The sequence below is a fragment of the Rhodococcus sp. IC4_135 genome (genome assembly GCF_011602025.1).
Classification (GTDB): domain Bacteria; phylum Actinomycetota; class Actinomycetes; order Mycobacteriales; family Mycobacteriaceae; genus Rhodococcus_F; species Rhodococcus_F baikonurensis.
Window position 1 is genome coordinate 19,561 of the sequence record NZ_JAAOLG010000017.1, and the last position, 26,361, is coordinate 45,921.

27 protein-coding genes are annotated in these 26,361 nt (G+C 62.7%); 24 read left to right on the forward strand and 3 right to left on the reverse strand.

The window, feature by feature from the left end:
- Positions 1-163: 163 nt before the first annotated feature.
- From G8767_RS24470 to G8767_RS24565, 20 genes are all read left to right on the forward strand, one after another.
- On the forward strand, positions 164-1,021 hold the full coding sequence (locus G8767_RS24470) for a mycofactocin-coupled SDR family oxidoreductase (protein WP_095973291.1): 858 nt from the start codon (positions 164-166) through the stop codon (positions 1,019-1,021).
- A 136-nt stretch (positions 1,022-1,157) separates the two neighbouring features.
- Positions 1,158-1,724 carry a TetR/AcrR family transcriptional regulator gene (locus G8767_RS24475; protein WP_095973308.1) on the forward strand — a complete coding sequence of 189 codons (567 nt, stop codon included), beginning with the start codon at positions 1,158-1,160 and terminating at the stop codon, positions 1,722-1,724.
- Positions 1,721-2,926: a cytochrome P450 gene (locus G8767_RS24480; RefSeq protein WP_019748682.1), complete on the forward strand. Its 1,206-nt coding sequence runs from the start codon at positions 1,721-1,723 to the stop codon at positions 2,924-2,926. Before G8767_RS24475 ends, G8767_RS24480 begins: the two co-directional genes overlap by 4 nt.
- Positions 2,926-3,732 (forward strand): SDR family oxidoreductase, encoded by an 807-nt coding sequence (locus G8767_RS24485; protein WP_095973289.1) that lies wholly within the window; start codon positions 2,926-2,928, stop codon positions 3,730-3,732. The genes G8767_RS24480 and G8767_RS24485 overlap by 1 nt, the downstream gene beginning before the upstream one ends.
- Complete coding sequence (locus G8767_RS24490) at positions 3,729-5,123, forward strand: cytochrome P450 (protein WP_124569836.1); 1,395 nt, start codon at positions 3,729-3,731, stop codon at positions 5,121-5,123. Before G8767_RS24485 ends, G8767_RS24490 begins: the two co-directional genes overlap by 4 nt.
- A gap of 2 nt (positions 5,124-5,125) precedes the next feature.
- Positions 5,126-5,317 (forward strand): ferredoxin, encoded by a 192-nt coding sequence (locus G8767_RS24495; protein WP_095973305.1) that lies wholly within the window; start codon positions 5,126-5,128, stop codon positions 5,315-5,317.
- A gap of 58 nt (positions 5,318-5,375) precedes the next feature.
- Positions 5,376-5,927, forward strand: a complete 552-nt coding sequence (locus tag G8767_RS24500) for a nuclear transport factor 2 family protein (RefSeq protein WP_166812348.1) — start codon at positions 5,376-5,378, stop codon at positions 5,925-5,927.
- Positions 5,928-5,932: 5 nt separating this feature from the next.
- Entirely contained in the window at positions 5,933-7,180 is a 1,248-nt protein-coding gene (locus G8767_RS24505; RefSeq protein WP_166812350.1) for a hypothetical protein, read from the forward strand.
- Between the two features lie 26 nt (positions 7,181-7,206).
- Positions 7,207-8,844 carry an acyl-CoA synthetase gene (locus G8767_RS24510; protein WP_166812352.1) on the forward strand — a complete coding sequence of 546 codons (1,638 nt, stop codon included), beginning with the start codon at positions 7,207-7,209 and terminating at the stop codon, positions 8,842-8,844.
- Between the two features lie 53 nt (positions 8,845-8,897).
- Positions 8,898-10,151 carry a cytochrome P450 gene (locus G8767_RS24515; RefSeq protein ID WP_166812354.1) on the forward strand — a complete coding sequence of 418 codons (1,254 nt, stop codon included), beginning with the start codon at positions 8,898-8,900 and terminating at the stop codon, positions 10,149-10,151.
- Between the two features lie 61 nt (positions 10,152-10,212).
- Positions 10,213-10,926 carry an ABC transporter permease gene (locus G8767_RS24520; protein ID WP_085989611.1) on the forward strand — a complete coding sequence of 238 codons (714 nt, stop codon included), beginning with the start codon at positions 10,213-10,215 and terminating at the stop codon, positions 10,924-10,926.
- The gene (locus tag G8767_RS24525) at positions 10,923-11,795 is read left to right on the forward strand and encodes an ABC transporter permease (protein ID WP_003944051.1); all 873 of its coding nucleotides are present in this window, start codon (positions 10,923-10,925) and stop codon (positions 11,793-11,795) included. The genes G8767_RS24520 and G8767_RS24525 overlap by 4 nt, the downstream gene beginning before the upstream one ends.
- A gap of 9 nt (positions 11,796-11,804) precedes the next feature.
- Positions 11,805-12,974 carry an MCE family protein gene (locus G8767_RS24530; RefSeq protein ID WP_166812358.1) on the forward strand — a complete coding sequence of 390 codons (1,170 nt, stop codon included), beginning with the start codon at positions 11,805-11,807 and terminating at the stop codon, positions 12,972-12,974.
- The gene (locus tag G8767_RS24535; RefSeq protein WP_166812360.1) at positions 12,971-13,993 is read left to right on the forward strand and encodes an MlaD family protein; all 1,023 of its coding nucleotides are present in this window, start codon (positions 12,971-12,973) and stop codon (positions 13,991-13,993) included. Before G8767_RS24530 ends, G8767_RS24535 begins: the two co-directional genes overlap by 4 nt.
- Complete coding sequence (locus tag G8767_RS24540; protein WP_234036747.1) at positions 13,990-15,012, forward strand: MCE family protein; 1,023 nt, start codon at positions 13,990-13,992, stop codon at positions 15,010-15,012. The genes G8767_RS24535 and G8767_RS24540 overlap by 4 nt, the downstream gene beginning before the upstream one ends.
- The gene (locus G8767_RS24545; RefSeq protein WP_166812428.1) at positions 15,012-16,274 is read left to right on the forward strand and encodes an MCE family protein; all 1,263 of its coding nucleotides are present in this window, start codon (positions 15,012-15,014) and stop codon (positions 16,272-16,274) included. The genes G8767_RS24540 and G8767_RS24545 overlap by 1 nt, the downstream gene beginning before the upstream one ends.
- Positions 16,271-17,404, forward strand: a complete 1,134-nt coding sequence (locus G8767_RS24550; protein WP_206029735.1) for an MCE family protein — start codon at positions 16,271-16,273, stop codon at positions 17,402-17,404. Before G8767_RS24545 ends, G8767_RS24550 begins: the two co-directional genes overlap by 4 nt.
- Positions 17,401-18,720: an MlaD family protein gene (locus G8767_RS24555; RefSeq protein WP_166812362.1), complete on the forward strand. Its 1,320-nt coding sequence runs from the start codon at positions 17,401-17,403 to the stop codon at positions 18,718-18,720. Before G8767_RS24550 ends, G8767_RS24555 begins: the two co-directional genes overlap by 4 nt.
- Positions 18,687-19,223, forward strand: a complete 537-nt coding sequence (locus G8767_RS24560; RefSeq protein WP_234036745.1) for a hypothetical protein — start codon at positions 18,687-18,689, stop codon at positions 19,221-19,223. Before G8767_RS24555 ends, G8767_RS24560 begins: the two co-directional genes overlap by 34 nt.
- Complete coding sequence (locus G8767_RS24565) at positions 19,220-19,687, forward strand: hypothetical protein (RefSeq protein WP_124569827.1); 468 nt, start codon at positions 19,220-19,222, stop codon at positions 19,685-19,687. The genes G8767_RS24560 and G8767_RS24565 overlap by 4 nt, the downstream gene beginning before the upstream one ends.
- Here the strand turns inward: G8767_RS24565 and G8767_RS24570 are convergent.
- Positions 19,684-20,274 (reverse strand): TetR family transcriptional regulator, encoded by a 591-nt coding sequence (locus G8767_RS24570; RefSeq protein ID WP_166812364.1) that lies wholly within the window; start codon positions 20,272-20,274, stop codon positions 19,684-19,686. The genes G8767_RS24565 and G8767_RS24570 overlap by 4 nt on opposite strands.
- A 198-nt stretch (positions 20,275-20,472) precedes the next feature.
- Here G8767_RS24570 and G8767_RS24575 point away from each other — a divergent pair, with 198 nt between their 5' ends.
- A complete protein-coding gene (locus G8767_RS24575) occupies positions 20,473-22,011 on the forward strand; it encodes an FAD-binding protein (protein ID WP_166812366.1) in 1,539 nt (512 codons plus the stop codon).
- Between the two features lie 25 nt (positions 22,012-22,036).
- On the opposite strand, the gene G8767_RS24580 is transcribed toward G8767_RS24575, so the two are convergent.
- Positions 22,037-22,546 (reverse strand): MarR family transcriptional regulator, encoded by a 510-nt coding sequence (locus G8767_RS24580; protein ID WP_030536759.1) that lies wholly within the window; start codon positions 22,544-22,546, stop codon positions 22,037-22,039.
- 175 nt (positions 22,547-22,721) lie between these two features.
- Between G8767_RS24580 and G8767_RS24585 the strand changes: the two genes are divergently transcribed.
- The gene (locus G8767_RS24585; RefSeq protein WP_166812368.1) at positions 22,722-23,504 is read left to right on the forward strand and encodes a class III extradiol ring-cleavage dioxygenase; all 783 of its coding nucleotides are present in this window, start codon (positions 22,722-22,724) and stop codon (positions 23,502-23,504) included.
- A 21-nt stretch (positions 23,505-23,525) separates the two neighbouring features.
- Here G8767_RS24585 and G8767_RS24590 read toward each other — a convergent pair whose 3' ends face one another.
- Positions 23,526-23,984 carry a peroxiredoxin gene (locus tag G8767_RS24590; RefSeq protein WP_020907928.1) on the reverse strand — a complete coding sequence of 153 codons (459 nt, stop codon included), beginning with the start codon at positions 23,982-23,984 and terminating at the stop codon, positions 23,526-23,528.
- A 57-nt stretch (positions 23,985-24,041) separates the two neighbouring features.
- On the opposite strand from G8767_RS24590, the gene G8767_RS24595 reads away from it, so the two are divergent.
- Together G8767_RS24595 and G8767_RS24600 are read left to right on the forward strand one after the other, a co-directional pair.
- Complete coding sequence (locus G8767_RS24595; protein WP_095973277.1) at positions 24,042-25,628, forward strand: anthranilate synthase component I; 1,587 nt, start codon at positions 24,042-24,044, stop codon at positions 25,626-25,628.
- 56 nt (positions 25,629-25,684) lie between these two features.
- Positions 25,685-26,332, forward strand: coding sequence for a TIGR02234 family membrane protein (locus G8767_RS24600; RefSeq protein WP_301179041.1), 648 nt, complete (start codon positions 25,685-25,687; stop codon positions 26,330-26,332).
- The last annotated feature ends 29 nt before the right edge of the window (positions 26,333-26,361 follow it).

The window sequence follows — 26,361 nt, forward strand, 5'->3', positions numbered from 1 at the left end:
TAGTTCACACTCGTGGTTGAGGCAATGGTTTTTGGGGCATAAGAGATTTCGAGAGGGTCTCTGGATCTACTTCGGTGAAAATCGCCTCGTGCCTGGTGTGGCGCCGCTACGGTTCACCGCACATTCACAACCACGCCTTCACATCCACGGGAGAGAGGTCGAAATGAACAGAGTTGACGGAAAAGTGGTGCTGGTGACCGGTGCTGCTCGAGGTCAGGGGCGCAGTCACGCCGTCCATCTCGCACAGGAGGGCGCGCACGTCATCGCCTTCGATCTGTGCGCAGACATCGCCAGCAACGAATATCCGCTCGCCAGTCCAGCCGATCTGGAGGAAACGGCTCGACTGGTGAAAGAGGCCGGGCAGCAGGTGGTGACGGCGCGTGTCGACGTCCGTGATCGCGCCGGTCTCGAAACAGCACTTGCCGAGGCAGTAGGGCAGTTGGGCGGATTGCATGTCGTCGTGGCGAACGCCGGTATCTGTCCGCTCGGCAAGCACGTGTCGACTGCCGGTTTCGTCGACGCGTTCGATGTGAACTTTCTCGGTGTCGTCAACACAGTGCATGCATCGATGGACTACCTCGGCGAAGGTGGTTCGATCATCGCGATCGGCTCTGTTGCCGGTCTGGTGCCGCAGACCGGATTCAACGGGCAGCAGGCGCTCCAGGGTCCGGGCGGCGACGGATACGGCCTGGCCAAGAAGCTGATTCAGGCCTATACCAGTTCGTTGGCACTGACCCTCGGGCCGAGTTCCATTCGCGTCAATGCGATCCATCCGACCAACGTGAACACCGACATGTTGCAGAGCATGCCGATGTACCGGACGTTCCGTCCCGACCTCGAGAATCCGACCGCCGAGGATGCGGCAGTGACGTTCCCCTTCATGCAGGCGATGCCGACCCCGTGGGTCGAGCCCGCGGACATCTCGCATGCGGTCGTGTACTTGTCGTCGGACGAGTCGCGATTCGTCACCGGCCAGCAATTGCGCGTGGACGCTGGTGCCGGGATGAAGATCGGTCTGTAGTAGAACTTTTCGCGTCACGCCTGCCTGTTCGTGGTGAATTTTCGAAGTTTCCCCATTTCGTTGCCCTGGACAGGGCGCTGTAGTAACGTCCAGGCACGTGTCCAGCAAACGGGGCGATTCAAGTAGCGGGGGATCGATTGTCTACGAATCCACTCGCAGGCGCCTCACGGGCAAACAAGCGGAAACTGTCGCCAGGCTTGCCGAAGCGACAGTGAAAGTTCTACGCGAACAAGAGTTTTCCGGACTGACTGTCCGTTCGGTTGCGGCCGAAGCGGGTGTAGGAACTGCGACCGCCTACACGTATTTCGCGTCCAAGGAGCATCTGGTCGCAGAGGTCTTCTGGCGAAGACTTCAGAACTCGTCGGCGCCTGACGGCTCAGGGTTGGATCGCACCGCGCACGTGCTCTCTGTACTTCGAAATATCGCGCTGCTTCTCGCGGACGAACCGGAGGTATCGGCCGCCGTGACCAATGCACTGCTCGGCTCCGATCCGGAAGTGGAACATCTTCGCGGCCGGATCGGACTCGAGATCCATCAACGACTCGCCTCGGCGTTGGATCCTGACGGCGAGCCTGAAGTGTTGGAAGCGCTCGAAATGCTGTATGCCGGGGCGCTTCTGCGCGCAGGGATCGGCTACGGAACCTACGCGCAAATCGCTGGACGCCTCGAGGCCTCAGCTCTACTGATCCTGGAGAAATCATGACAGAAGCTTTGATCGATCCGGTGGTCTTCAATCCGTACGACTACCACTTTCACGACGATCCGTATCCGACGTACAAGCGTCTGCGCGAGGAATCACCGCTGTATCACAATCCGGACGTGGGCTTTTGGGCGTTGTCGCGATATGCGGACGTGGTCGACGGATTCAAGGACAACAAGCGTCTCTCGAGCGCAAACGGGGTATCGCTCGACCCCGCAGCCTACGGTCCACACGCGCACTATGTGATGTCGTTTCTCGCGATGGACGATCCTCGCCATATGCGGTTGCGCCAGTTGGTTTCTCGCGGATTCACACCGCGGCGGGTCGCGGAGCTCGACGGTCGGATACTCGAACTCACGAAGCAACATCTGGTACCTGCGCTGGGCGCGGGGGAGTTCGACTGGATTACGGAGGTGGCGGGAAAGCTGCCGATGGACGTCATCTCCGAACTCATGGGTGTCCCCGAACCCGACCGAGCCGAACTGCGGCGCAAGGCGGACCTGGTGGTGCATCGAGAGGCAGGTGTTCTCGACGTGCCGCAACCTGCGGTCGAGGCTTCGATCAGTTTGATGGGCTACTACAAGGAGATGATCGCGCAGCGGCGCCGATCGCGGACGGACGACCTGACCTCGGCCTTGCTCGACGCCGAGATCGACGGAGACAAACTCTCGGACCAGGAGATCCTCGGATTCATGTTTCTGATGGTCGTGGCCGGAAACGAGACCACGACCAAGCTTCTCGGAAACGCGCTGTACTGGGGTTCGCACCATCGGGAGCAGATCACACCGGTTCTCGACGATCCCGAACGAGCCTCGGAATGGGTGGAAGAGACTCTTCGCTACGACACGTCGAGCCAGATCGTGGCTCGGACTTCGGTCGTCGACCTCGAGTACCACGGGCGCACCATTCCGGCGGGGGAGAAGGTTCTGCTCCTGATCGGATCGGCCAACCGAGACGCCGACGTCTTCGAGGATGCCGACAGCTTCCAGATCGGCCGGAGTTCGTCGGGAAAACTCGCGAGTTTCGGTGGCGGCGTGCACTTCTGTCTGGGTGCCCACCTTGCCAAGCTCGAAGCCAAGATCGCCCTGGCGGAGTTCGGGCGTCGGGTCAGCGACTACGAAGTCGACGAGTCCGGAATCGAGCGTGTTCATTCGACAAACGTCCGGGGCTTTGCGGCCCTGCCGGTGAAAGTGCAGGTGCGCTGATGCCTCGTTTCGAACCCAATCCGGTTCGCCGGCCGGCACTGATCAGTGGTGCGTCGTCGGGAATCGGCACTGCCACCGCGTATGCCTTGGCCGAACTCGGGCATCCGGTTGCGCTCGGTGCGCGTCGAGTCACCGAATGCGAAGCCATCGCCGAGAAGATCCGCAGCAATGGTGGTGAAGCGTTCGCCCACTTCCTCGACGTCACGGACGGTGATTCGGTCGACGGATTCGTCTCGGCCGCAGAGGCAGTGCATGGTCCCGCCGAAATCGTGATCTCCGGGGCCGGTGATCTCGAATTCGGGGCTGCGGACGAGATGGATCCCGAGGCGTTTCTGCGGCAGATCCAAGTCCACCTCGTTGGTGCGCAGCGATTGGCGCATCGCGTACTCCCCGGTATGAGACAACGGCAGCGCGGTGACTTCGTACTGATCGGCTCGGATTGTGCCGAGCGCCAGCGTCCACTCATGGGTGCTTACGACGCAGCCAAGGCCGGGCTCGAAGCAATGGGGCGCCAGATGCGAATGGAGCTCGAGGGAACCGGCATTCGCGCGTCGATCGTGCGACCCGGGCCGACACTGACCGGCATGGGAATGGACACGACGCCGGAGATCATCGGACCGGTCGGGGAATCGTGGAGTAAGTGGGGGTTCGCCCGACACGGTTACTTTCTGCGCGCCTCGGACATCGCGAATGCCATCGTCGCCGTCGTGTCGGCGCCGCGAGGAGCACACATCGTGCTCGTCGAAGTTCAGCCCGAGGCACCACTGGACAAACTTCCCACTGCGAACTCACAGGAGACGACATGACGCACGGAGTGCAGGAGACGTCGCGAACACTGCCCGAGCCGCCGCGGGTGTCCGGCGGGGATCTCCCGCACGGGCATCTCGAGGAACTGAGAACCGACCCGATAGCGCTCATGCGCCGGGTGCGCGAAGAATGCGGTGACGTCGGCGCCTTTCAACTTGCCGATCGCACTGTGATCTTGCTGTCCGGAGCCGAGGCAAACGAGTTCTTCTTCCGTTCCACCGACGAGGATCTCGACCAACAAGCTGCATACCCCTTCATGAAGCCGATCTTCGGTGAAGGCGTCGTTTTCGATGCCAGTCCGGAGCGGCGAAAGGAGATGCTCCACAACTCGGCTCTGCGCGGCGAACAGATGCGTGGGCACGCCGCCACGATCGGCCGCGAGGTCGAGGCGATGGTCGCGCAGTGGGGAGACGAAGGCGAGATCGATCTGCTCGACTTCTTCGCCGAGCTGACCATCTACACCTCGTCGGCGTGCCTGATCGGCAAGAAGTTCCGCGACGAACTGGACGACAGTTTCGCCAAGCTGTATCACGAGCTCGAACAGGGAACCGATGCATTGGCTTTCGTGGATCCGTACGCGCCGATCGAGAGTTTCCGCCGTCGCGACGAGGCACGGTTGGCGTTGGTCGCTCTGGTACAGGACATCATGAACGGCCGCATCGCGAATCCTCCGCAGGGCAAGGAGGACCGCGACATGCTGGACGTGTTGGTGTCGGTCAAGGACGAGAACGGCGACCTCCGGTTCAGTGCCGACGAGATCACCGGCATCTTCATCTCGATGATGTTCGCCGGCCACCACACGACTTCCGGCACGGCAGCGTGGTCGCTGATCGAGATGTTGCGGCATCCCGACACCATGACGGACGTCGTCGACGAACTCGACAATCTGTACTCCGACGGCGCCGACATCAGTTTTCACGCCCTGCGCCAGATTCCGGTTCTCGAGGCTGTGGTCAAGGAAACCCTTCGACTGCATCCGCCGTTGATCATCCTGTTGCGGGTGGCACGTGGAGATTTCGAAGTGGGCGGCTTCGAGATCCGAGAAGGCCATCTTGTCGCGGCGACACCCGCGATCTCCAATCGAATCGCCGAGGACTTCCCGCGACCGGACACCTTCGATCCCGGGAGGTACATCGACCCGAATCAAGAGGACATCGTCAACCGCTGGACGTGGATTCCGTTCGGAGCCGGCCGGCATCGCTGTGTCGGCGCCGCGTTCGCTCAGATGCAGCTCAAGGCGATCTTCTCGATCCTGCTGCGGGACTTCGAGTTCGAGATGACGCAGCCGTCGGAGTCCTACCGAAACGACCACAGCAAGATGGTCGTCCAGTTGCAGCAGCCGTGCGCGGTGAGGTACCGGCGCCGAACACGTCCCGGGCGTGAGGGGTGATCATGCACGTCGAAGTCGACCTCGACCTGTGCCAGGGCCATGCGGCGTGCGAGCTCGAGGCGCCGGAGATCTTTGTCGTCCCGAAGCGGGGGAAGGTCAGTCTTCTGGACCCGGACCCACCCGAGTCGCTCCGCGGCGAAGCCGAGATGGCGGTCAGGTACTGCCCGACCGGCGCCCTGAGGATTGTCGACTGATTGCAGCGGATTGTCGATTGATGTCAGCGAATTCATGTGCTCGAGGGAGGAAGTTCAGATGACGGGTTTCGACCGCGCAGAGCTCGACGAGATGGTCCAACGCTGGATCGAGGCGAACAAGAAGGCCGAAGCCGCCGGTGATTGGAAACCGTTGGCGGACATGTACACCGAGGACGCCACGTACGGGTGGAACTACGGTCCCAAGCAGGATTTCATGGCGGTGGGGCGCGAGGAGATTCGTGAAGTCGCGCTCGGTCTCGAGATGAAGGGCCTCGAAGGCTGGGAGTATCCGTATCAAGAGTTTGTGATCGACGAACGTAGCGGAAACGTGATCGGCTTGTGGAAGCAGATTTCCGACGCCAAGCGCGAGGACGGTAGCAACTACTCCGTCTACGGTATCGGCGGCAGTTGGTTCCGCTACGGCGGGGACTTCCAATGGTCTTGGCAGCGTGACTTCTTCGACTTCGGGAACGTGTCGGCGTTGTTCATGGAGATGATCGGCAACAATGCTCTCTCGAAGGGGATGCAGGGCCGGATCCAGCGATCGATCTCGGGCGACCCGCTACCGGGCTGGTATCCGGTGGGCACCGCGCCGGTCCCGCTGTGGTGAGTCCGATGACCGTGCGCGATTCCTTCGAGACACTCTCGCAGCGCGACCTTGCCGTGTTGGTGCCCGAGTTGCTCCTGTGTGGGCAGCTGATCGATCGCTCGGGCATGGCGCATCTGATCGTCGAGTTCGGACGCGAGGGTATGGCGCAGGTGGCCGTCGAGGAGTGGGAATCGGCCAGCCCCTGGTACACCCGCCGCATGCAGAAGGCCCTCGGATACGAGGGCGACGACGTCGTGACGATCTTCAAAGGGCTACAACTCGACATCGGTGCTCCGCCACAGTTCATGGACTTTCGATACCGGGTCGACGATCCGCTGCACGGTGAATTCTGGCTCGATCATTGCGGGGCGCTCATGGACGTCGAGCCGTTGGGGGATGAGTTCGTGACCTCGATGTGTCACGACATCGAGGATCCGACTTTCGATGCGACGGCCATCGCGACCAACCCGCACGCCCAGATCCGTCCGATTCACCGACCACCGCGCAGGCCCGCGGACCGACATCCGCACTGCGCCTGGACCGTTTCTATCGACTCGTCGCACACGCCTCCCGTGATGACCGCGCACACCGAGCAGATCGGACGCACCGCCGCGGTGACGGTCGAGCTGAGCCCGATCGATCACGGTGGAGACGGTCGGGCGGACTACTCGGGTCCGTTGTTGTCGGACCTGAGGTTTTCCGACTTCTCGCGATCAGCCTTGGTTCGTATCGCAGAGGAGATCTGCGTGCAGCATCATCTGTTGGCGTTGGGCTTTCTGGCAGCGGTTCGCCGCCGTGCCGACGAAGACAAGGCGCGCGAGATCACGCGAAAGCAATTGACCGGAATCGCGGGAGTTGCGGCACAGCGTATTCGAGATGCGCTCGGGCTTCCTTCGACTCTGGAATCGTTGGCATTGGTCCTGTCCGTACACCCCTTGCTGAATCCGAAGCAGTATGTGGAGAGCGAGATCCGACCGGACGGCGGTGCTCTGGAGCTGTGGATCTCGCGAGACGCTCTGGTCGACCGCGACGGCGGTTGGCCGACCTTGCTCGGCAGCGAGCACCTCGATCCCCTCCAGGCTTTGGTCCGCGGCGTGAATCCGCATTTCACCGTGAGAGTGGTGGCCGAAGATGCCGCGGGGCTCCTTCTGGCCGTCGACATCACCGAAGCTCCTGCTCCGGAATGCGTCGAAGTCGCCATTACGAAGGTCAGTACCGGCGCGGCCTTCGTATTCGAAGATCGCGGAATTCCCTTGCCTCTGTTCGTCGTCTGACCGGCCGAAACCGAAGGACTCAACCTATGGCCTACACGTTCGCAGACCTGTTCGAGCATTCCGTCGATGCGATGCCCGATCGCCTCGCACTGATCGTTTCCGGCGAGGAGGTGACATACCGTGAGCTGGACGAGCGGGCCAACCGATTGGCGCATTACTTCCAGTCAGTCGGGTTAGGTGTCGGTTCGCACATCGGTATTCAGCTGCACAACTCGATCGAGGCGATGGTTGCTGTCCTCGCGGCGTTCAAGATCCGCGGCGTTCCCATCACGGTGAACTACCGCTACACGAGCGACGAATTGGTCTACCTGTACGAGAACGCGGATCTCGAGGCGTTGGTTTTCCATCGTGGTTTCGCTGAGCGGGTTGCCGGTGCCTTGGTGTCGGCCCCGCGGGTCAAGTACGTGATCGAGGTGCCGGACGAACTCGCTCTCGGGAACGAACCGTCGATTCCGGCGGCAGTGGCGTACGCCGATGCGCTCGGCAACCAATCCCCGCTTCGCGCAGGTGAACATGCATTTCCCGAGCGTTCCGGCGACGACGTCTACGTTCTCTACACCGGCGGAACAACCGGACGACCTAAAGGTGTCGTCTGGCGGCAGGAAGACATCTGGCGCGTGCTGGCCGGCGGTTACGACTTCTACTCGGGTGAGCCGATCGCGGACGAGTACCAGCAGTCGCGCGGTGGCGCCGCGGCAGCCGAACCGATGCGGTGGTGCATGCTTCCACCGCTGATCCACACCTCGGCTCTGATGCCGACGTTCAACGCTCTGTTCTCCGGAAACACCGTCATCTTCGAACCGAAATTCGATGCGGCACAAGTCTGGAAGGTCGTTGCCGAATATCGGCCGCAGGTCATGGTCATCACCGGCGACGCCATGGGCCGCCCACTGGTCGAAGCCCATCACGAATTGCAACCGGATGCGTCGAGCCTGGCTGTACTCGCCTCCGGCGCTGCGCTCTTCTCCGGATCGGTCAAAGACGCGTTCTTCGACGTCTTTCCGAATCTGATGATCTCCGATTCGGTCGGATCGTCCGAAACAGGCTTCGGCGGAATCGGATTCGCAACCAAAGGGCTCGAGCAGCGTGGAGGACCCAAGGTGGGCGCCAACAGATTCACGGTCGTCGTCGACGACGACAACCGTGTGTTGGAGCCGGGTTCGGGCGCCGAAGGATGGTTGGCGAAACTCGGCAACGTCCCACTCGGCTACTACAACGATCCGGTGAAGTCGGTCGAGATATTCCGAGAGGTGAACGGCGCGCGAGCAGTCGTGACCGGAGACCGAGCGCGGATAGAGGACGACGGCTCGGTCACTCTCCTCGGCCGGGGAAACATGGTGGTCAACACCGGCGGTGAGAAAGTCTTCGTGGAAGAGGTCGAAGCAGTGGTGAAGGCCCATCCCGACATCTACGACGCAACAGTGATCGGTATTGCCGACGAGCGGTGGGGCAATCGGGTGGCGGCGGTGCTCCGCGTCCGCGATGGTGTGGAACCGGATTTCGATTCCATTGAAAAACACACCCGCAGTCAGCTTGCCGGCTACAAGATTCCGCGTTCCTTCTGGATCGCCGACGAGGTCGTTCGAGCGCCGAGCGGCAAGCCGGACTACCGCTGGGCCAAGGAGTTCTCACAGAACAGCGACCCGGTCCACCGGATCGACTAGCGCTCACACGCAACACCCGGCACCCGGCACCCATCCGTAAAGGAGCATCTGCAATGCCTGAGATCGACCTTCCCGACGGGTTCGACGTGACCGACCCGCATCTGTACGGCGAGCGCGTCCCGCTTGCCGAGTTCGCCGAACTACGACGATGCGCTCCGGTCTGGTGGAACGCCCAGGAACCGGGTACCGGCGGATTTCACGACGGTGGTTGTTGGGTCGTCTCCCGCCACGCAGACGTCCGCGACGTCTCGTTGCGCAGCGAGGAGTTCTCGAGCAACGTCAACGGCTGCATTCCGCGGCATGAAGACAACATCTCGGCGGAGGAGTTGGAGGCGACAAAACACGTCCTCATCAACAAGGACGCCCCTGAGCACACACAGCTGCGCAAGTTGGTGGCGCGCTTGTTCACTCCGCGGTCGGTGGAAGCGATGCGGGCCGGGCTGGAAGCGCGGGCAGAAGACATAGCGGCGGCTGCCGTCGCGGAAGGTAGCGGTGATTTTGTCAGCCAGGTCGCCAGCGAGTTACCGATGCAGGCGATTTCGGAGCTGATCGGTGTACCGCAGGACGGGCGCCGTCAGCTGTACGACTGGTCGAATCAGATGACGGGATACGACGACGAGTCGCTCGCCGGCGAGTCTCGGATGGCGTCGGCGCAGATCTTGGGCTACGCCTATCAATTGGCCGAGGCGAGACGGGAGGAGCCGCTCGACGACATCATCTCGCGCTTGGTGCATGCCGACATCGACGGACAGAAACTCACCCCGGAACAGTTCGGTTTCTTCGTCATCATGTTGGCTGTCGCGGGCAACGAAACGACACGCAACGCCACGACACTCGGCATGATGGCATTTCTCGAGCATCCGGATCAGTGGGAGCTGTACAAGCGTGAGCGTCCGCGCACCGCCGCGGACGAGATCATCCGCTGGGCTTCGCCACTCACGTCGATGCAACGAACAGCAGTGGTGGACACACAGATTGCCGGTACTGCGATTGCGAAGGGGCAGCGTGTCGTACTGCTCTACGGCTCGGCGAACTTCGACGAAACCGTCTTCGAGAACCCCGACGTCTTCGACATCACCCGAGATCCGAACCCGCACCTCGCGTTCGGAGGAACCGGACCGCACTACTGTGTCGGCGCCAACCTGGCCAGAATGGAGGTCGATCTGATCTTCGGCAAGATCGCCGATCACATGCCCGACATCAGCAAGCTCGGCGATCCGAGCCGGCTCTCGTCCGGTTGGCTCAACGGGATCAAGGAATTCAAGGTCGACTACGGCAACTCCACGTCATGTCCTTCGGGGCATTGACGTGTACAGCGGAAGAGTTGCACTTGCGGGCCCGATGCGCGAACTCGGCCAGTTCTACGGGATGGGCGCCGATGTCGCAGTGGGCTTGTTCCGCACCCGCTTTCAGGTGCAGGAGTTTCTCGAGCAGAGTTGGATGATCGCCCGGGTGTCGATCGTGCCGACCGTGTTGGTAGCCGTGCCGTTCACGGTCCTGGTGAGTTTCACCCTCAACATCCTTCTCCGCGAGATCGGTGCCGCCGACCTCAGCGGCGCCGGGGCCGCGCTCGGTGCCGTGACTCAGGTCGGTCCGGTGGTGACGGTGCTGATCGTGGCAGGTGCGGGCGCGACAGCGATCGCCGCCGATCTGGGATCGAGAACGATTCGTGAAGAGATCGACGCCATGGAGGTGCTCGGGATCGATCCGATCAATCGGTTGGTGATTCCGCGTGTGGTCGCCTCGACCGTGGTGGCTCTTCTACTCAACGGACTCGTCTGCGTCATCGGCATCGCCGGCGGCTATGCCTTCTCGGTGTTTCTCCAGGGCGTCAACCCCGGCGCGTTCGTCGAGGGAATCACGTTGCTGACCGGCCTGCCCGAGGTGGCGTTGTCGATGGTCAAAGCTGCACTGTTCGGGATGCTGGCCGGATTGGTGGCCTGCTATCGCGGACTGTCGGTACGGGGTGGGCCGAAAGGTGTGGGGGAGGCCGTCAACGAAACGGTGGTGTACGCCTTCATGGCGTTGTTCGTCGTCAACACCATCGTCACCGCGGTCGGCATCCGATTGACGGCGGGGTGATCGAGGTGACGCTGTCGGATTCGCTGGCACAAATCGGCAAGTTCGGACGCACGCGGGCGCGGGTGGCTCGAACGTCACGCTCGATCGACGATGTCGGGCGACAAGCTGTCTTCTTCGCGCGCGCCATCGCTCACATCCCGTGGGCAATTCGCAAACACCCGAAAGAAGTGTTGAGGCTGGTAGCCGAGATCAGCATGGGCACCGGAGCTTTGGCAGTGATCGGCGGCACGGTTGCGGTCGTAGGATTTCTGACTCTCGCCTCGGGCGGCACCATTGCGATCCAAGGTTTCAGCTCACTGGGAAATATCGGAGTCGAAGCGCTCACCGGATTCTTCTCCGCCTTCATCAACGTTCGTATCGCTGCGCCGGTCATCGCGGGAATCGGCCTGTCGGCCACGATCGGCGCAGGTTCGACCGCGCAGATCGGTGCCATGCGCATCAGTGAGGAAATCGACGCCCTCGAATCGATGGCGATCAGTTCGGTCCCGTACGTCGTCAGCACCCGCGTCACCGCAGGGATGATCGCGATCTTGCCGCTGTACTCACTGGCGCTCGTGGGATCATTTCTGGCCGGACGATTCACCACGGTCGTGCTGTTCGGTCAGTCCTCCGGTCTTTACGACCACTACTTCACGACGTTCCTCGATCCGGTCGACGTCGCATGGTCCTTCGTTCAAGTGCTCGTGATGGCACTACTGGTGATGCTGATCCACACGTACTACGGATACAACGCGTCCGGGGGACCGTCGGGCGTGGGAACTGCAGTGGGCCGCGGGGTTCGGCTCTCGCTGATCTGCGTCGTGGCGGTGACCCTGCTCGTCTCACTCGCGCTCTACGGCGGTTCCGGCAACTTCAATCTGTCCGGTTAGGGGGACTGCGTGCACAGATACGGCTACAAGTTGGCTGCTCTGGGCTTGGCTGCGGCGATCGTCGGGGTCATCGCTTTGTCGGTCGCGTCTTTCAACCAGGTGTTTGTCGCTCGCGTCCCGATCACGGTGATCGCGGAGCGCGCGGGGCTCGTGATGGATCCGGGCGCGCGGGTGAAGATGGCCGGGGTGACCGTGGGCTCGGTGGAGTCCATCACGCCGACTGACGACGCTACCGCACAACTGTCGTTGTCGATCGATCCCGAAGCGCTCGAATCGATTCCGTCAAACGTGGATGTGGCGATCACGTCGAACACGGCTTTCGGCGCGAAATTCGTCAGCTTGTCCTCGCCGGAGCAACCGAGCAGCGCGCGACTTGCCGCCGGGGCGACGATCGACGTATCCCGGGTGACTGTCGAGCTGAACACGGTGTTCGAGAAACTCACCACCGTGCTCCGGACGGTGGACCCGGGCAAGCTCGATTCGACATTGGGTGCCCTCTCGACTGCTCTGCAAGGACGCGGCGAACGGCTCGGGGTCGCACTCGAACAAGCAGATTCCTCCTTGCTCGAATTCAACACTGCACGTGAGGCTCTCGATCATGTGTTGACTGATTTGCCAGCCGTCACGCAGACCTACCGCGACGCTGTTCTCGACTTGCTGGACACCCTCGACTCGCTCACGACGACGGGAACCACTGTGCTCGACGAGCAGCAGAATCTTGATCTCCTCTTGCTCAACGTGATCGGGGTCGCCCGCACCGGAGAAGATGTACTGGGAGCCAACGCCGACGGCATCGACACCGTTCTGTCGTTACTGCGGCCGACCACCGCATTACTGGAGGAGTATTCCCCGGTGATTCCCTGCATGTTCCACGGACTGCAGGAGAGCAAGAAGATCGGCGACGGCGCCTACAACGGACAACCAGGCATCAAGATGTCGATCGGTCTGATCGCCGGGACCGAACCGTACCGATATCCCGACGACCTCCCGAAGGTCGCGGCAACAGGTGGCCCGCAGTGTATGGGTCTTCCACTGCGCGACCCGAACGTCAATGCTCCGTACCTGGTGACCGATACCGGGGTGAATCCGTTTGCGCCCGAGCGTCAGCCGAATGGTGGGCAACCGATGAACACGGTCCCGGATCTGATGAGCTATCTGTTCGGGACGGAGATCCGATGAAAGTTCGTGGGTACATCGTCAAGTTCGGAGTTTTTGTTCTGGTGATGATCCTCGTCAACGCCGGGCTGATCCTCGTGTTCGGCCAGATGCGAGGTGGCGACGCGAGGTCGTACTCGGCGGAGTTCGTCAACGCCTCCGGGCTCAGAGCGGGCGACAAGGTGCGCATCGCGGGTGTGCCGGTCGGTTCTGTCGGCTCCGTCGAATTCGGTGGGAATCACCGTGCCCACGTGAGTTTCAGTGTGGATACGGGTGACACCGTGACTGTATCGACCAGAGCCGCTGTTCGATATCAGGATCTGGTGGGTAATCGATACCTCGAACTGCTCGACGATCCGGGGATCGCGGAACCGCAGCCACAGGGCGAGAGCATTCCCGTCGATCGCACCGCGCCGGCACTCGACCTCGATGCGCTACTCGGTGGTTTCAAGCCGCTGTTTCAAGCCCTGGACCCGGAGCAGGTCAACGCGTTGTCGATGTCCTTGCTCGAGGTGTTTCAAGGCCAGTCCGGAACTGTGGCATCGGTGCTGGCGCACACCGGATCGATCACGAACACTCTCGCAGACCGCGACCAACTGATCGGTCGAGTGATCGGCAACCTCGACGGTGTGCTCAGTGAATTGCGCAGCCGCGGTGGTCAGTTCAGCGACACTCTCGATCACCTACAACAGCTGGTCAGCGGGCTCGCGGCGGACAGGGAGATGATCGGGACTGCCGTCGAGAGCGTGAACACCGCATCAGGCACCTTCGCCGATCTCCTCGCCGGAGTTCGCCCGGACGTCGCGGGAAACCTGTCGAAGCTGGACGCAAGCCTGAATCCGCTGATCGAGCAACAAAGTGAGCTCGATCGGATTCTCGCGTCCATGCCCTCGAACTACAAGCAGCTGATCCGAGTCGGCTCGTACGGGTCGTTCTTCAACTTCTATCTGTGCGGAATCGCACTGAAGGTCGACGGTGCCGACGGTACGCCGCTCACTGTCGACCTGGTGGATCAGACGACCGGAAGGTGCGCACCACGATGAGAGAGATGGCACAGAGCCAGGCCGTACGCGTGGGGGTCGTGGGATTGGTCGTCACGGCCGCCGTCGTATTGGCATCGCTCCAGTATCAGAATCTGCAGTTCCTGAAATCGGGTGTCGGGTACAGCGCGGTGTTCGCCGACGCCAGCGGTCTCGCGCCGGGAGACGAAGTCAATGCCGCCGGAGTGAAGATCGGAACGGTGGACCGGATCGAGGTCGAGCACGGACTCGCGCGCGTGGACTTCACACTGGAAGGCTCGATCGGTTTGGGAGAAAGCACGTCGGCCGCGGTCACCACGATGTCGTTGCTCGGCAAGCGAGCTGTTTCACTCGATCTCGACGGTCCGGGAAGGATCGCGGTCGGCAGCGAGATCCCGGTCGAGCGAACAAGATCGGCCTACTCGCTCCCCGACGTTCTCGGTGACCTCACCACGACGGTCGAGGACATCGATCTCGACCAGCTCTCCGAATCGCTCGACGCAGTGGGACAGGTGATGTCCGGCAGTGCGCCGAGCCTGAGGCCGGCACTGGACGGCGTCGCACGGATCTCCGACAGCGTCAATCGGCGGGACGACATGTTGCGCACCTTGCTGTCCGATGCAAACGACGTCGCCGGGACGTTGGCCGAGCGTGGACCACAGGTCAACGCGCTACTCGTCGACGGCAACGCGTTGTTGGGAGAACTGGATCGGCGACAGGCGGCGCTTGGGGAAGTGATCACGAACATTTCGGCATTGTCGACCCAGCTGAGTGGACTCGTCCACGACAACGAGGCGCAATTGCAACCGGTCCTCGGCAAACTCGACACGGTTGTCGGCATTCTGCAGAACAACAAGGACAACCTTTCTCAGGGAATCGACGGTCTCGGTACGTACGTGGGCACGCTCGGCGACACCGTGGCCAGCGGTCCCTTCTATTACGCCTACGTCCAGAACCTGGTACCGGCGCAATACACCCAACCGTTGATCAACGCGATGTTCGGGCTACCACCTGCGCCGCTACCGATTCCGGAGGTTCGATGATGGGTGCCTTACGAGTTCGCAAACCGGTGAACTGGCGTCGAATCGGCGTGGTCGGTGGAAGCGTCGTCGGCGCGGCGATCGTCGTCGTGTCGGGATACCTTGCGGTGCAACATCTGCGCTACTACAACGTGACGGCCTACTTCACCTCGACGACCGGCCTGTATGTCGGTGACGACGTTCGTGTCGTGGGGGTCGACGTCGGCCGCGTCACCGAGATCGCCCCACAGGGAGATCGAATGCGCGTCGAACTGAAATTGGCGCGCGAGGTTCCCGTCGCCGAGGACGCGAAAGCGGTGATCGTTGCCCAGTCACTGGTCTCGGCCCGCTTCGTGCAGTTGACGCCGGCGGTGACGGACGGCGCCGACGCACTGAATGACGGTGCGGAGATCGGGCTCGACCGAACGGCGGTCCCGGTCGAGTGGGACCAGATCAAGGAACAGTTGGGCCGCGCCGCCGATGCTTTGGGTCCCGACGGGGACGATCGCGGTCCCGCCGCCAACTTCCTCGACGGTGCCGGATCCGCACTGGCGGGCAACGGGGAAGCGCTGGGGCGCTCGGTGACCGAACTCTCGGAGGCTATGAGCACACTCGACGAAGGCGGAGCCGATCTGTTCGGCACCATCCGCGGCCTGCAGACCTTCACGACGGCGCTCGCGGCAAGCGACGAACAGATCGTTCAGTTCCAAGCACGGCTGGCACATGTCTCGAGTGTGCTCGCCGAGAGCCGGACGCAATTGGCTCCGGCTCTCGCCGATCTGGACGCCGCCGTCGTCGACGTACAGCGGTTTGTCGAACAGAACCGAACCGGCTTGACGGAGCAGATCGCGAAGTTGGCAGATGTGTCCCAGGTATTGGTCGACAAGCGCGCAGGTCTCGAGAAGGTACTGCATCTGGCTCCGACAGCGTTGTCGAACTACTACAACGTCTACCGGCCGGCCCAAGGAGCGATGGTGGGTGTGCCCGCATTCCAGAACGTCGGCAACCCGATCGACTTGATCTGCGGCGGAATCGCCGGCCTGGCCAACGACACCTCGAAGAAGGGCGCGGATTTGTGCATCGAATACCTCGGCCCGTTGCTCAACACGATCAAGGCCAACTACCCGGACCTGAGCATCAACCCGACCCGGGCGCTCGGCGCTCTTCCGGACCAACTGGTGTACAGCGAGCCTGATCTGGAACCGACGGGCGCCTTGAGTTTTCCGACGGTACCGGTGGCGTCTGATCTGACCGGCTTGCTCATGCCGTCGACAGGATCACGATGACTGGCCGCCGGTGGGGAACAGTGTGTGTGGCGGCGAGCGCTGTGCTCGTTCTGACGGGTTGTCAATGGAGCGGGCTGAATTCGGTGTCGCTGCCGGGCGCGGCCGGCCGCGGTGAGGGAAGTTTCTCGGTCGTGATCGAGATGCCGGACGTCACGTCGATCAGCCCCAACTCCCCGGTCATGGTCAACGACGTGACAGTCGGAAGTATCAGTGCGATCGAGACCGACAACTGGCACGCACGGGTGACGGTTGCGCTCGACGGCTCGGTGTCGCTGCCCGCCAACGCGACTGCCAAGATCGGCCAAACCAGTCTGCTCGGATCCAAACACGTCGCGCTCGCGCCGCCCACCGAGGTGGCGCCGGAAGGGCGGTTGTCGGAGGGATCCGTGATTCCCCTTGCATCGGCCAGTGTCTATCCCACCACCGAGGAAGCGTTGACGGCACTGTCCTTGGTGCTCAACGGCGGTGGGCTGGCCCAGATTCACAGCATCACCACGGAACTGAACACTGCTCTCGGCGGACGGACCGATGCGGCGCGCGACCTGCTGAGCCAGATGGACACCGTGACCGAGACACTCGACCGTCAACGCGAGGCGATGGTCACGACCATGGAGAATCTCGACGTGTTCGCCGGCGAGATCACGGCTCAGCGAGACGTTCTCGGTGAGGCGTTGGAGACCCTTGATCCGGCCTTGGCGGAACTGAGCGCCCAACGCGTCGACCTGACCACCGCCCTCGATGCGGTCGGCAGGTTCGGGGACGTCGGGACCGATCTGGTCGACCGGACCCGCGACGATGTGAAAGCCAATTTGAGCGCCTTGGAATCGACGCTGCAGAAGGTGGTCGAAACCGGACCGGACCTGATCAACAATTTGGGCAATCTGAGTACCTTCCCCTTCCCGCAGACGACCATCGACGACGGAATGCGCGGCGACTACACCAATCTCTGGGCGCTGATCGACCTCACGAGTAATCGCCTCCAGTCGGGCCTCGGCTTCGGTACTCCGTTCGGGGCGCCGCAAACCCCGGTGGAGAACGGGATTCTGGTCGATCCGTTGATCGCCCCACTTGGCGCAGGGCGGATCGCCCCACTTGGCGCAGGGCCGGCCGGCCAGGGCGGTGGACGATGATCCTCACGACATTGGTGCGAAGGCAATTGACGATCTTCGCGATCCTGGCGGTAATAGGCATGAGCGCGGCGGCGATCTCGTATCTGCGAGTTCCCACCGTGCTCGGCATCGGGCGCTATACGGTGACACTCGAACTGCCTGACGCCGGTGGCCTCTATCGAAACGCGAACGTGACCTACCGCGGCGACACCATCGGTCAGGTCAGGTCGGTGCGTCTGTCTCCGGGAGTGGTACGCGCCGAATTATCCTTGGAGAGCGCGGTTCCCGTTCCCTCCAGCGGGCTCACAGTAGCGGTGCGAAGTGTGTCGGCCATCGGCGAGCAATATGTCGACATGCAACCGAGCACCGCGGACGGCCCTTTTCTGTCCGACGGAGACGTGATCGGCCCCGACGGTGTCACGATCCCGACCGAGATCGGACCGGTCCTCGATCAGGCGCAGGCGATGCTCGCATCCGTACCGCAGGATAAGTTGCGATCGGTGATCGACGAGTCCGCGGCGGCGTTCGGAGGCAGGGGAGAGGACCTGGCTCGTCTGCTGGATTCGACCACTTCGTTCGTCGATCAGATGTCCGCTGCCACGACACCGGCAACGACGCTCGTACAGCAGTTGGATCCGCTCCTGCAGACACAGGTGGTGACGGGCGACCAGATTCGCCAGTGGGCGTCCAGTGTCGCTCAACTCAGTGGACAGTTGGAGATCGCCGACGGCGCCGTGCGCAATATCCTCGAAACCGGACCGGGCTTCGCGACCGAAGCCGACCTGCTGTTTCAAGGCCTCAAACCCACTTTGCCTGTGCTGCTTGCCAATTTCACGAGCACCGCTCAGGTGGCTTTGACGTACAACGCCGGCTTGGAGCAGGTGCTCGTCATCTTGCCGCCATTGGTCGCGGCACAGGAAACCGTCGTACAACGCGGGCAGGTGGACGGTGCCGCGAACGTCAACTTCCACCTCCAGGCGCAAGATCCTGCAGCGTGCTCGACCGGTTACCTTCCGGCCGATCAGCGACGAGACCCGACCCAGATGAGTGTTCCGGACACCCCGGCCGACCTGTACTGCAAAGTTCCACAGAACTCGATCTTCGCAGTTCGTGGATCCCGGAACATTCCCTGCATGGAGGTACCGGGCAAACGAGCACCGAGCCCGGAGATCTGCCGGAGCCCCGAGGCGTACGTGCCGTCGGGGACCAATGCGCCCGGCGAGTTGTACACCGGGCCTGACGGAGTCGACTATCAACACACGGAGTTGGCTCCGGCCGCCTCCGGTCCGGGGGAGGGCGAGCCGTGGCAACAGTTGCTGACGCCGACGAATCGCTGAGGGGCGAGGTGCTGGATCCGGTACGAGGCAAACCCGGTGTTCTCACCGCCCTGGCCTGGATTGCACTCGCGGCTCTGAGCGTCGTCGTCGTCTTCGGCTGTCTGGCAGTTCGATCGGACCGCGCCCGAGAGTCCCAGCGTCAAGAGTTCGTCGCCGGTGCGGTCGCAGGAACCCTTGCCCTGATCGACGTCCACTCTGCCACGCTCGACGAGGATCTCGCGACGCTGAAGTCGCTGACTACGGGAACTTTTGCAGACGAACTGAAGTCCGGTGAATCTGCGTTCGTCGCATCGATCCGCGATTTCGCCGTCGATTCCGATGGTCGTGTCGACACCGCAGCCCTGGCATCGGAATCCGGTACCTCGGGAGTGGTACTGATCGCAGCCTCGGCCCAGGTCGGCAATTCAGCGGGAGAATCTTCGGCGCGAACCTACCGTCTGCGCATCGGTGTCGAGGAGGTCGACGGGCGGGTGCTGATGTCGAGTGTGGAGTTCGTCCCGTGAAGCGCGTGGTCTTGGTGTGTGCGGCGCTGATCTTGGTGGGAGTCGGTGGGACTCTGCTCTGGAGTCATCACCGTTCGGCAGCCGCTGACACCGCACGTGTAGAGGTGATCGGTGTGGCGCCGATGCTCGTCGAGAATCTCTTGAGCTACAACAGCGACACGGTCGACGACGACCTTGCACGTGCTGCCGAGGGCGCAAGCGGAACGTTTCAGGACAGCTTCGCCGAATTCGGATCGAAAACGGTTGCACCCCAATCGAAGGAGCAGGGAATCAGCACCAAGGCGCGGGTAGTCGACGTCGGCGTGCGCTCCGTGGCTGCAGACCGCGCAGAATTGCTCATGTTCGTCGATCAGATCACGACGAGTATCGCGCGGCCGGCACCAGCGTCGACGTCGAGCCGAGTCGAGGTGACACTCGACCGAGTCGACGGAACATGGCTGGTGAGTGCCATGATCCCCGTCTAGTGAAGGTTCTCGCGGCCCGCCATGATCAGCCTGGCAGTGACTTCGAGCCGGTCTGCGATCTGCGAATAGGACTCGTATCCCATGCCGGCTCGGACAAGCGCCCCGGACCAGGAGATTTCGAGTGCTTCGAGTACGTCGGCATCGTACGACGGCCCCAGTGCCTCGATGAGCCGCTCCCGGATGTTCTTGCCGATGCGTCCCCGAAGATGTTCGACGTCGGGATCGTTGCCCATCATCGCCGTGGTCACGGCCGCCGCCAGCTCCGGTTCGTCGGAAACGAGCAGTGCGACGCTACGAAGGACCGAGCAGACCTGCGCTTCCCGTTCCGCCTCCGGGGAGGGCTCGTGAGGTACCGCGTCGAGTCGGCGCCAGAACAGTTCTGCCACAAGGTGACTCTTGGACGAAAAATAGGTGTATGCCGTGGCCGCGGCGACACCCGCTTCCGCTGCCACCATCCGCACAGTCAGATCGGCAAACCCTTTGTCGCGCAGGACCGTGATCGCTGCCGCGGTCAATCGATCGACGGTTTCGGCTTGCTGCTGTGTGAGCCGTCGACGCGTGGACTCGAACTTGGTCTTACCAGACATGTGTCCAGACACTACGGGATCGGACCCGAGCGAGCAAAGTATGCGCTATCACATTCTCAATGTCGCTCCCGCTCGGTGTCCTCTCTCGCTCCCGCTCGGTGGGACAGAATTTCGATCCCCCGCGATCGCTAAGTCCATGTGTTAGAACGATTTCTAGAACACGTTCGGAAAATGTGCCCAGGATCGGAGAGGCTGATTATGACGAAGTGGGACGAGACATGCGACGTACTCGCTGTGGGCTCGGGCGGCGGACTCGCCGGCGCGTACACGGCGGCCCGCGAAGGTCTCGACGTCATTGTGATCGAAGCGACCGACAAGTACGGCGGAACAACGGCGTACTCGGGCGGCGGCGGAATGTGGTTCCCGTGCAACGCCGTTCTTCGCCGTTCCGGGGACGACGACACCATCGACGATGCGCTGGAGTACTACCGTTCGGTGGTGGGTGATCGGACGCCCGCCGACGTTCAGGAGGCATACGTTCGGGGCGGCGCCGGGTTGATCGACTATCTCGAAGAGGACTCGAATTTCGAGTTCCAGATACTGCCATGGCCCGACTACTTCGGGGAAAAACCCAAGGCTCGCGCGAGCGGTCGACACATCGTTCCCAAACCGATGAACGCGACGAGGCTTGGTGTGCTTCGTGATTCACTTCGATCGCCGCTCGCGACGGAGCGGTTGGGAGAAGAGTTGCCGGCGTACCTCGTCGGTGGGCAGTCGTTGATCGGCCGATTCATGCTGGCACTTTCGACATACCCGAATGCCGCCATGCACCTGAACACCGCACTCGAAGAATTGGTTGTCGAGGACGGACGGGTCGTCGGCGCTGTCGTCGAGCAAGGTGGTCGGCGTCGAATGATCCGAGCCCACAGAGGAGTGATCCTGGCCGCCGGCGGATTCGAACAGAACGAGACCCTGCGGGCCGAATTCGGTGTCCCTGGTTCTGCTCTCGACACGATGGGCTGCCCCGGCAACCTCGGTAAGGCTCACCAGGCGGCCATCGCCGTGGGCGCCGACACCGACCTCATGGGGGAGGCCTGGTGGTCGCCCGGGCTGACCCATCCAGATGGCCGCTCTGCGTTTGCGCTGTGGTTCACCGGCGGAATCTTCGTGGACGACAAGGGTCGCCGGTTCGTCAACGAGTCTGCGCCGTACGACCGCTTGGGTCGCTCCGTCATCGAACACATGCGGGCAGGGAAAGTAACCACGCCGTACTGGATGATCTACGACAACAGAGAAGGCGCAGTGCCACCGGTGAAGGCACCCAATGTGCCTATGGCGCAGACGAAGCAATACGTGGATGCGGGATTGTGGAAGAGTGCGCAGACGCTCGAAGACCTCGCCGCCCAGATCGATGTCCCCGCAGCGGAACTGGTGGAGACCGTGAAGCGATTCAACGCGTCTGCGGCGACCGGCGTCGACGCGGACTTCGGCCGAGGAGACACTGCATACGACCGCGCCTTCTCGGAGGGGGCTTCGCCGCTCGTACCGATCGACCAAGGTCCGTTTCACGCTGCTGCTTTCGGAATCTCCGACCTCGGGACCAAAGGTGGTCTACGCACCGACGCGACCGCGAGGGTACTCAAAGCCGACGGTACGGCGATTGCCGGGTTGTACGCTGCGGGGAACACGATGGCAGCGGCCAGCGGGGCAACGTACCCCGGCGGTGGAAATCCGATCGGAGCGAGCATGTTGTTCAGCCACTTGGCTGCACTCCACCTCACGAAGCCGCTGTCGTAAGTCAGCCCGCTCGTGTCGGGAAGCGTCAGGCCTTGCCGAGTCCGGCGGCGATTCCCTTGTCCAGTTGGGTGAGCATTGCCGTACCCAACGACGAAAGCTGGGCGACCTGTCGATCGTCGAGGCCCTCGAAGAGGAGACCTTGAACCGAGGCGACGTGCGGCGGCGCGGCCGCGACGACCTTTGCCATTCCTTCGTCGGTGAGCACTGCGTTGGAGCCGCGGCTGCCGCGAATGACTTCCCGTTTCACCCAGCCGGCTTTCTCCATCTTCGTGATGACGTGCGACAGGCGGGACAGGGACGCGTTCGCTCGCTGGGCAAGTACCGACAACTGGAGCTTGTGGTCGGGGGCGTCCGAGAGTGCGGCTAGGACGAAGTACTCGAAGTGGGTGAGTGCCGAATCGCGTTGCAGTTGAGTGTCGAGGGCGGCAGGCAATCGAGTCACGAGAGCGATCAGTGTCAGCCAGGCTTCCTGCTGCTCGGCTGTGAGCCACTTTGTCTGAGACTGCGCGTCGGGCTGCGCGGTCGGTTCACTCATCGGTGACTTCTCCTTCGGGTCGAGCATTCTTCGTGCGCGGAGCGTGCTGGTGTACAGCGTCTCAGACGCATGTCCAGAAGAATATTGCGGGGAATAGTTGCGGGACGCAAGTGTTGAGTTCTATATTAGGTTGAACCTTCAACTTAATGACGAATGTCTATCCCGAGGAGTCCGTATGTCCACCGCAACCATGCCTGCGCTGTATCTCAGCCACGGTGCTCCGCCGCTGGTGGACAGCGCGTTGTGGGTCGACCAGTTGGGGGCGTGGGCCGGCGATCTTCCGCGCCCGACGGCAATCCTCGTCGTCTCGGCGCACTGGGAATCGGCGCCGCTGACGATCGGTTCGACGACCACGGGCACCCCGCTCATCTACGACTTCGGTGGTTTTCCCGAGAGGTTCTACCGCGCGAAGTACAACTCTCCCGGCGCTCCGGAACTCGCCGCCCAGGTTGCCGCGTTGATGCCGGACAACGAACGAGTGGTTCAGCAGCCGAATCGAGGCCTGGATCATGGTGCCTACGTGCCGCTCACGGTGATGTACCCGGACGCAGACATCCCGGTACTGCAAATTTCGCTGCCCACTCTCGATCCCGAGCGTTTGCTCCATCTCGGAGAGCGCCTACGGCCACTCCGTGAGCAAGGCGTACTGATCGTGGGATCCGGATTCACCACGCACGGGTTACCGTTCCTGCGCGATCCGTCACCGGAAGCGCAGGCCCCGGGATGGTCGGCGGAATTCGACGCGTGGGCAGGGGAGAGGTTCGCTGCCGGTGACGTCGATTCGTTGATCGACTTCCGCGCCCAAGCTCCCGGGATGCCGTACGCGCATCCGACCATCGAACACTTCGCCCCGTTGTTCGTCACGCTCGGTGCGTCGTCCGATCTGGAACAGGTGCCCACCCAGGTGATCGACGGATTCTGGATGGGGCTTGCGAAGCGCTCGATTCAGGTCGCCTAGGGAATCAGGTCCCCAGGAAAGTCAGCTTCGATTGCGAAGGAACTCGAGTGCCTGGTCGCCGTGGGTGTTGGCGCGTAGCTCACTCGAGATGACTTTGAGAACGGTGCGGTCGGTGTCGATCACGAAGGTCGAGCGTTTGACCGGAGCCAACTTGCCCAGGAGTCCGCGCTTGACGCCGAACTGTTCGGCTACCTTGCCGTCGGTGTCTGCGAGTAGGGGGTAGTCGAAGGATTGTGCGGTGGCAAAGGTGGACTGAGCTTCGACCGTATCGGTGCTGATACCCGCCCGCGAAGCGCCCACCGCGGCGAATTCGCTGCCCAGATCACGGAAGTGGCACGCCTCGGCGGTGCACACCGGCGTCGAGGCTGCCGGGTAGAAGAAGAGGACCAAGGGTCCGTTCGCGAGCAGGCTCGTCAGCGAGCGCGGAGTCCCGTCCTGGTCGGGCAGCGAGAAATCGGGAGCGAGTTGGCCTGGTTTCATTCGGCCGAGGTTACCCGCGCACGACGACCGCGTGGGGGAGCCTGGGATGATGGAGTCATGCACGGCGAGCCCACCTCCATGTCCGCACGGTCGTCCGACACCGCGATCGTCGGTGACGCGTCCGATTCCACCACCACTCGGGAGCAGTTCCGAGCTCTCGCGGCCGAGCACCGGGTCGTTCCCGTCACTCGGAAAGTGTTGGCGGACTCCGAAACTCCGCTCTCGGCGTACGAGAAGTTGGCCGGCAATCGTCCCGGCACCTTCTTGCTCGAGTCGGCCGAGAACGGTCGTTCGTGGTCGCGGTGGTCGTTCATCGGCGTCGGGAGTCCGGCTGCACTGACCGTCGTGGACGGAGAGGCAGCTTGGTACGGCAATGTTCCGGCCGGTGCTCCGGCCGGAGGCGATCCGATCGACGCGCTCGGTGCCACCTTGGAGCTACTTCGTTCGGAGCGGCTGCCCGACCTACCCCCGTTGACGGGCGGGATGGTCGGATTCCTCGGCTACGACGCGGTGCGACGCCTCGAGCGATTGGGTGATTCGGCGGTCGACGACCTGCAGATACCCGAGATGGTCATGCTGCTTGCTGCCGACATCGCCGCAGTAGATCACCACGAAGGGGCGATCACCCTCATCGCCAACGCGGTCAACTGGGACGGCACCGACGAGCGTGTCGACACGGCGTACGACGACGCAGTCGCCAGGTTGGACGCGATGACTCGCGCTCTTGCGGCGCCCGCGAAATCGACGGTGTCGACATTCTCGAAAGCGACTCCGAACTACCGCCGTCAGCGCACCACCGAGAGTTTCGGTGTCGACGTCGAAAAGTTGATCGGCGACATCGAAGCGGGCGAGGCATTCCAGGTTGTCCTCTCGCAGAGATTCGAGATCGATTGCACTGCAGCGCCGATCGACGTGTACCGAATGCTCCGCGCGTCGAACCCCAGCCCGTACATGTACCTGCTCAACGTGCCGAACGGTGATGGCGAGACCGCGTTTTCGATCGTCGGATCGAGCCCTGAGGCGCTGGTCACCGTCGCCGAGGGCGTAGCGACAACACACCCGATCGCGGGAACCAGATGGCGCGGTGCCACAGAGGAGGACGACATCCTGCTCGAAAAGGATCTCCTCGCCGACGAGAAGGAGAACTCCGAGCACCTCATGCTCGTCGATCTGGGGCGAAACGATCTGGGGCGTGTCTGTCGCCCGGGCACGGTGAAGGTGCACGACTACCGGCACATCGAGCGGTACAGCCACGTGATGCATCTCGTATCGACCGTCACCGGTCATCTGGCCGAGGGAAAGCACGCTCTCGACGCGGTCACGGCGTGCTTCCCCGCCGGAACGCTGTCAGGGGCACCCAAGGTGCGTGCGATGCAGTTGATCGAAGAACTCGAGCCCACCAGGCGAGGTATCTACGGCGGCATCGTCGGCTACCTCGACTTCGCCGGCGACGCCGACACCGCGATCGCGATCCGAACAGCATTGATCAAGGACGGGATCGGATATGTCCAAGCGGGTGCCGGCGTCGTCGCCGACTCGGACCCGGTCTACGAGGACACCGAGGCCCGCAACAAGGCGATGGCAGTACTGAGCGCCATCGCGTCGGCGCACACCCTGCGCACCATCGGAGGTGACGATCTGTGAGTGAGAACGAGTCGATTGCAGCGGAGCAGCCTACAAGCGCTTCTCGTGGCACCGCCGTGCCGAGAACGCTTTTGCTTGCGTTGTCGGCAGCAGCGTTGTGGGGCAGCTCACGAATGACGTGGGTTCATCTGACCTCGAGCGACGGCAAGACGCTGGAGCGGACGACGGATCTCGACGGCAGCACCTGGGCGGCGGCGATGACTCCGCTCGCGCTCGCGCTTCTCGCGGCGATCGCGGCGTCGTTTGCGGTGCGAGGTTGGGCACTTCGGGTAGTCGGACTGTTGGTTGCACTCGTCGCCATCGCGGTAGCGGTTCCGGCGGTGCAGTTGTTGGTGTCCGGAGCCTCTGCGGACCGAGCGGTGGAGTTGGCCGAGTTGTCCGGTCACCCGGAAGATCTCTCGACGACTGTATCGGTGCTGCCTGCCTTGCTCGCGTTGGTCGGAGCGGTGGCGGCGCTCGGCGCAGCAGTACTTCTGATGCGCAAACCTCCAGTGCGAGGCGGGTTGTCGTCGAAGTACGACAACCCCGCCGCGCGCCGCGAAGCCGCAGCCAAGCTCGGTCAGGGAGACAAACCCGCGTCGGACGAGCCTGTGACACAACGGATGTTGTGGGATGCGCTCGACGCCGGAGAGGACCCGACAGTGGCCGACGGAGACGACGGAGTCGGGGGAGGCGACGGTGCGAAACCGGGGTCGTCCCACTGAGTAAGACTGAACCCTCACCTGCGTGGGTA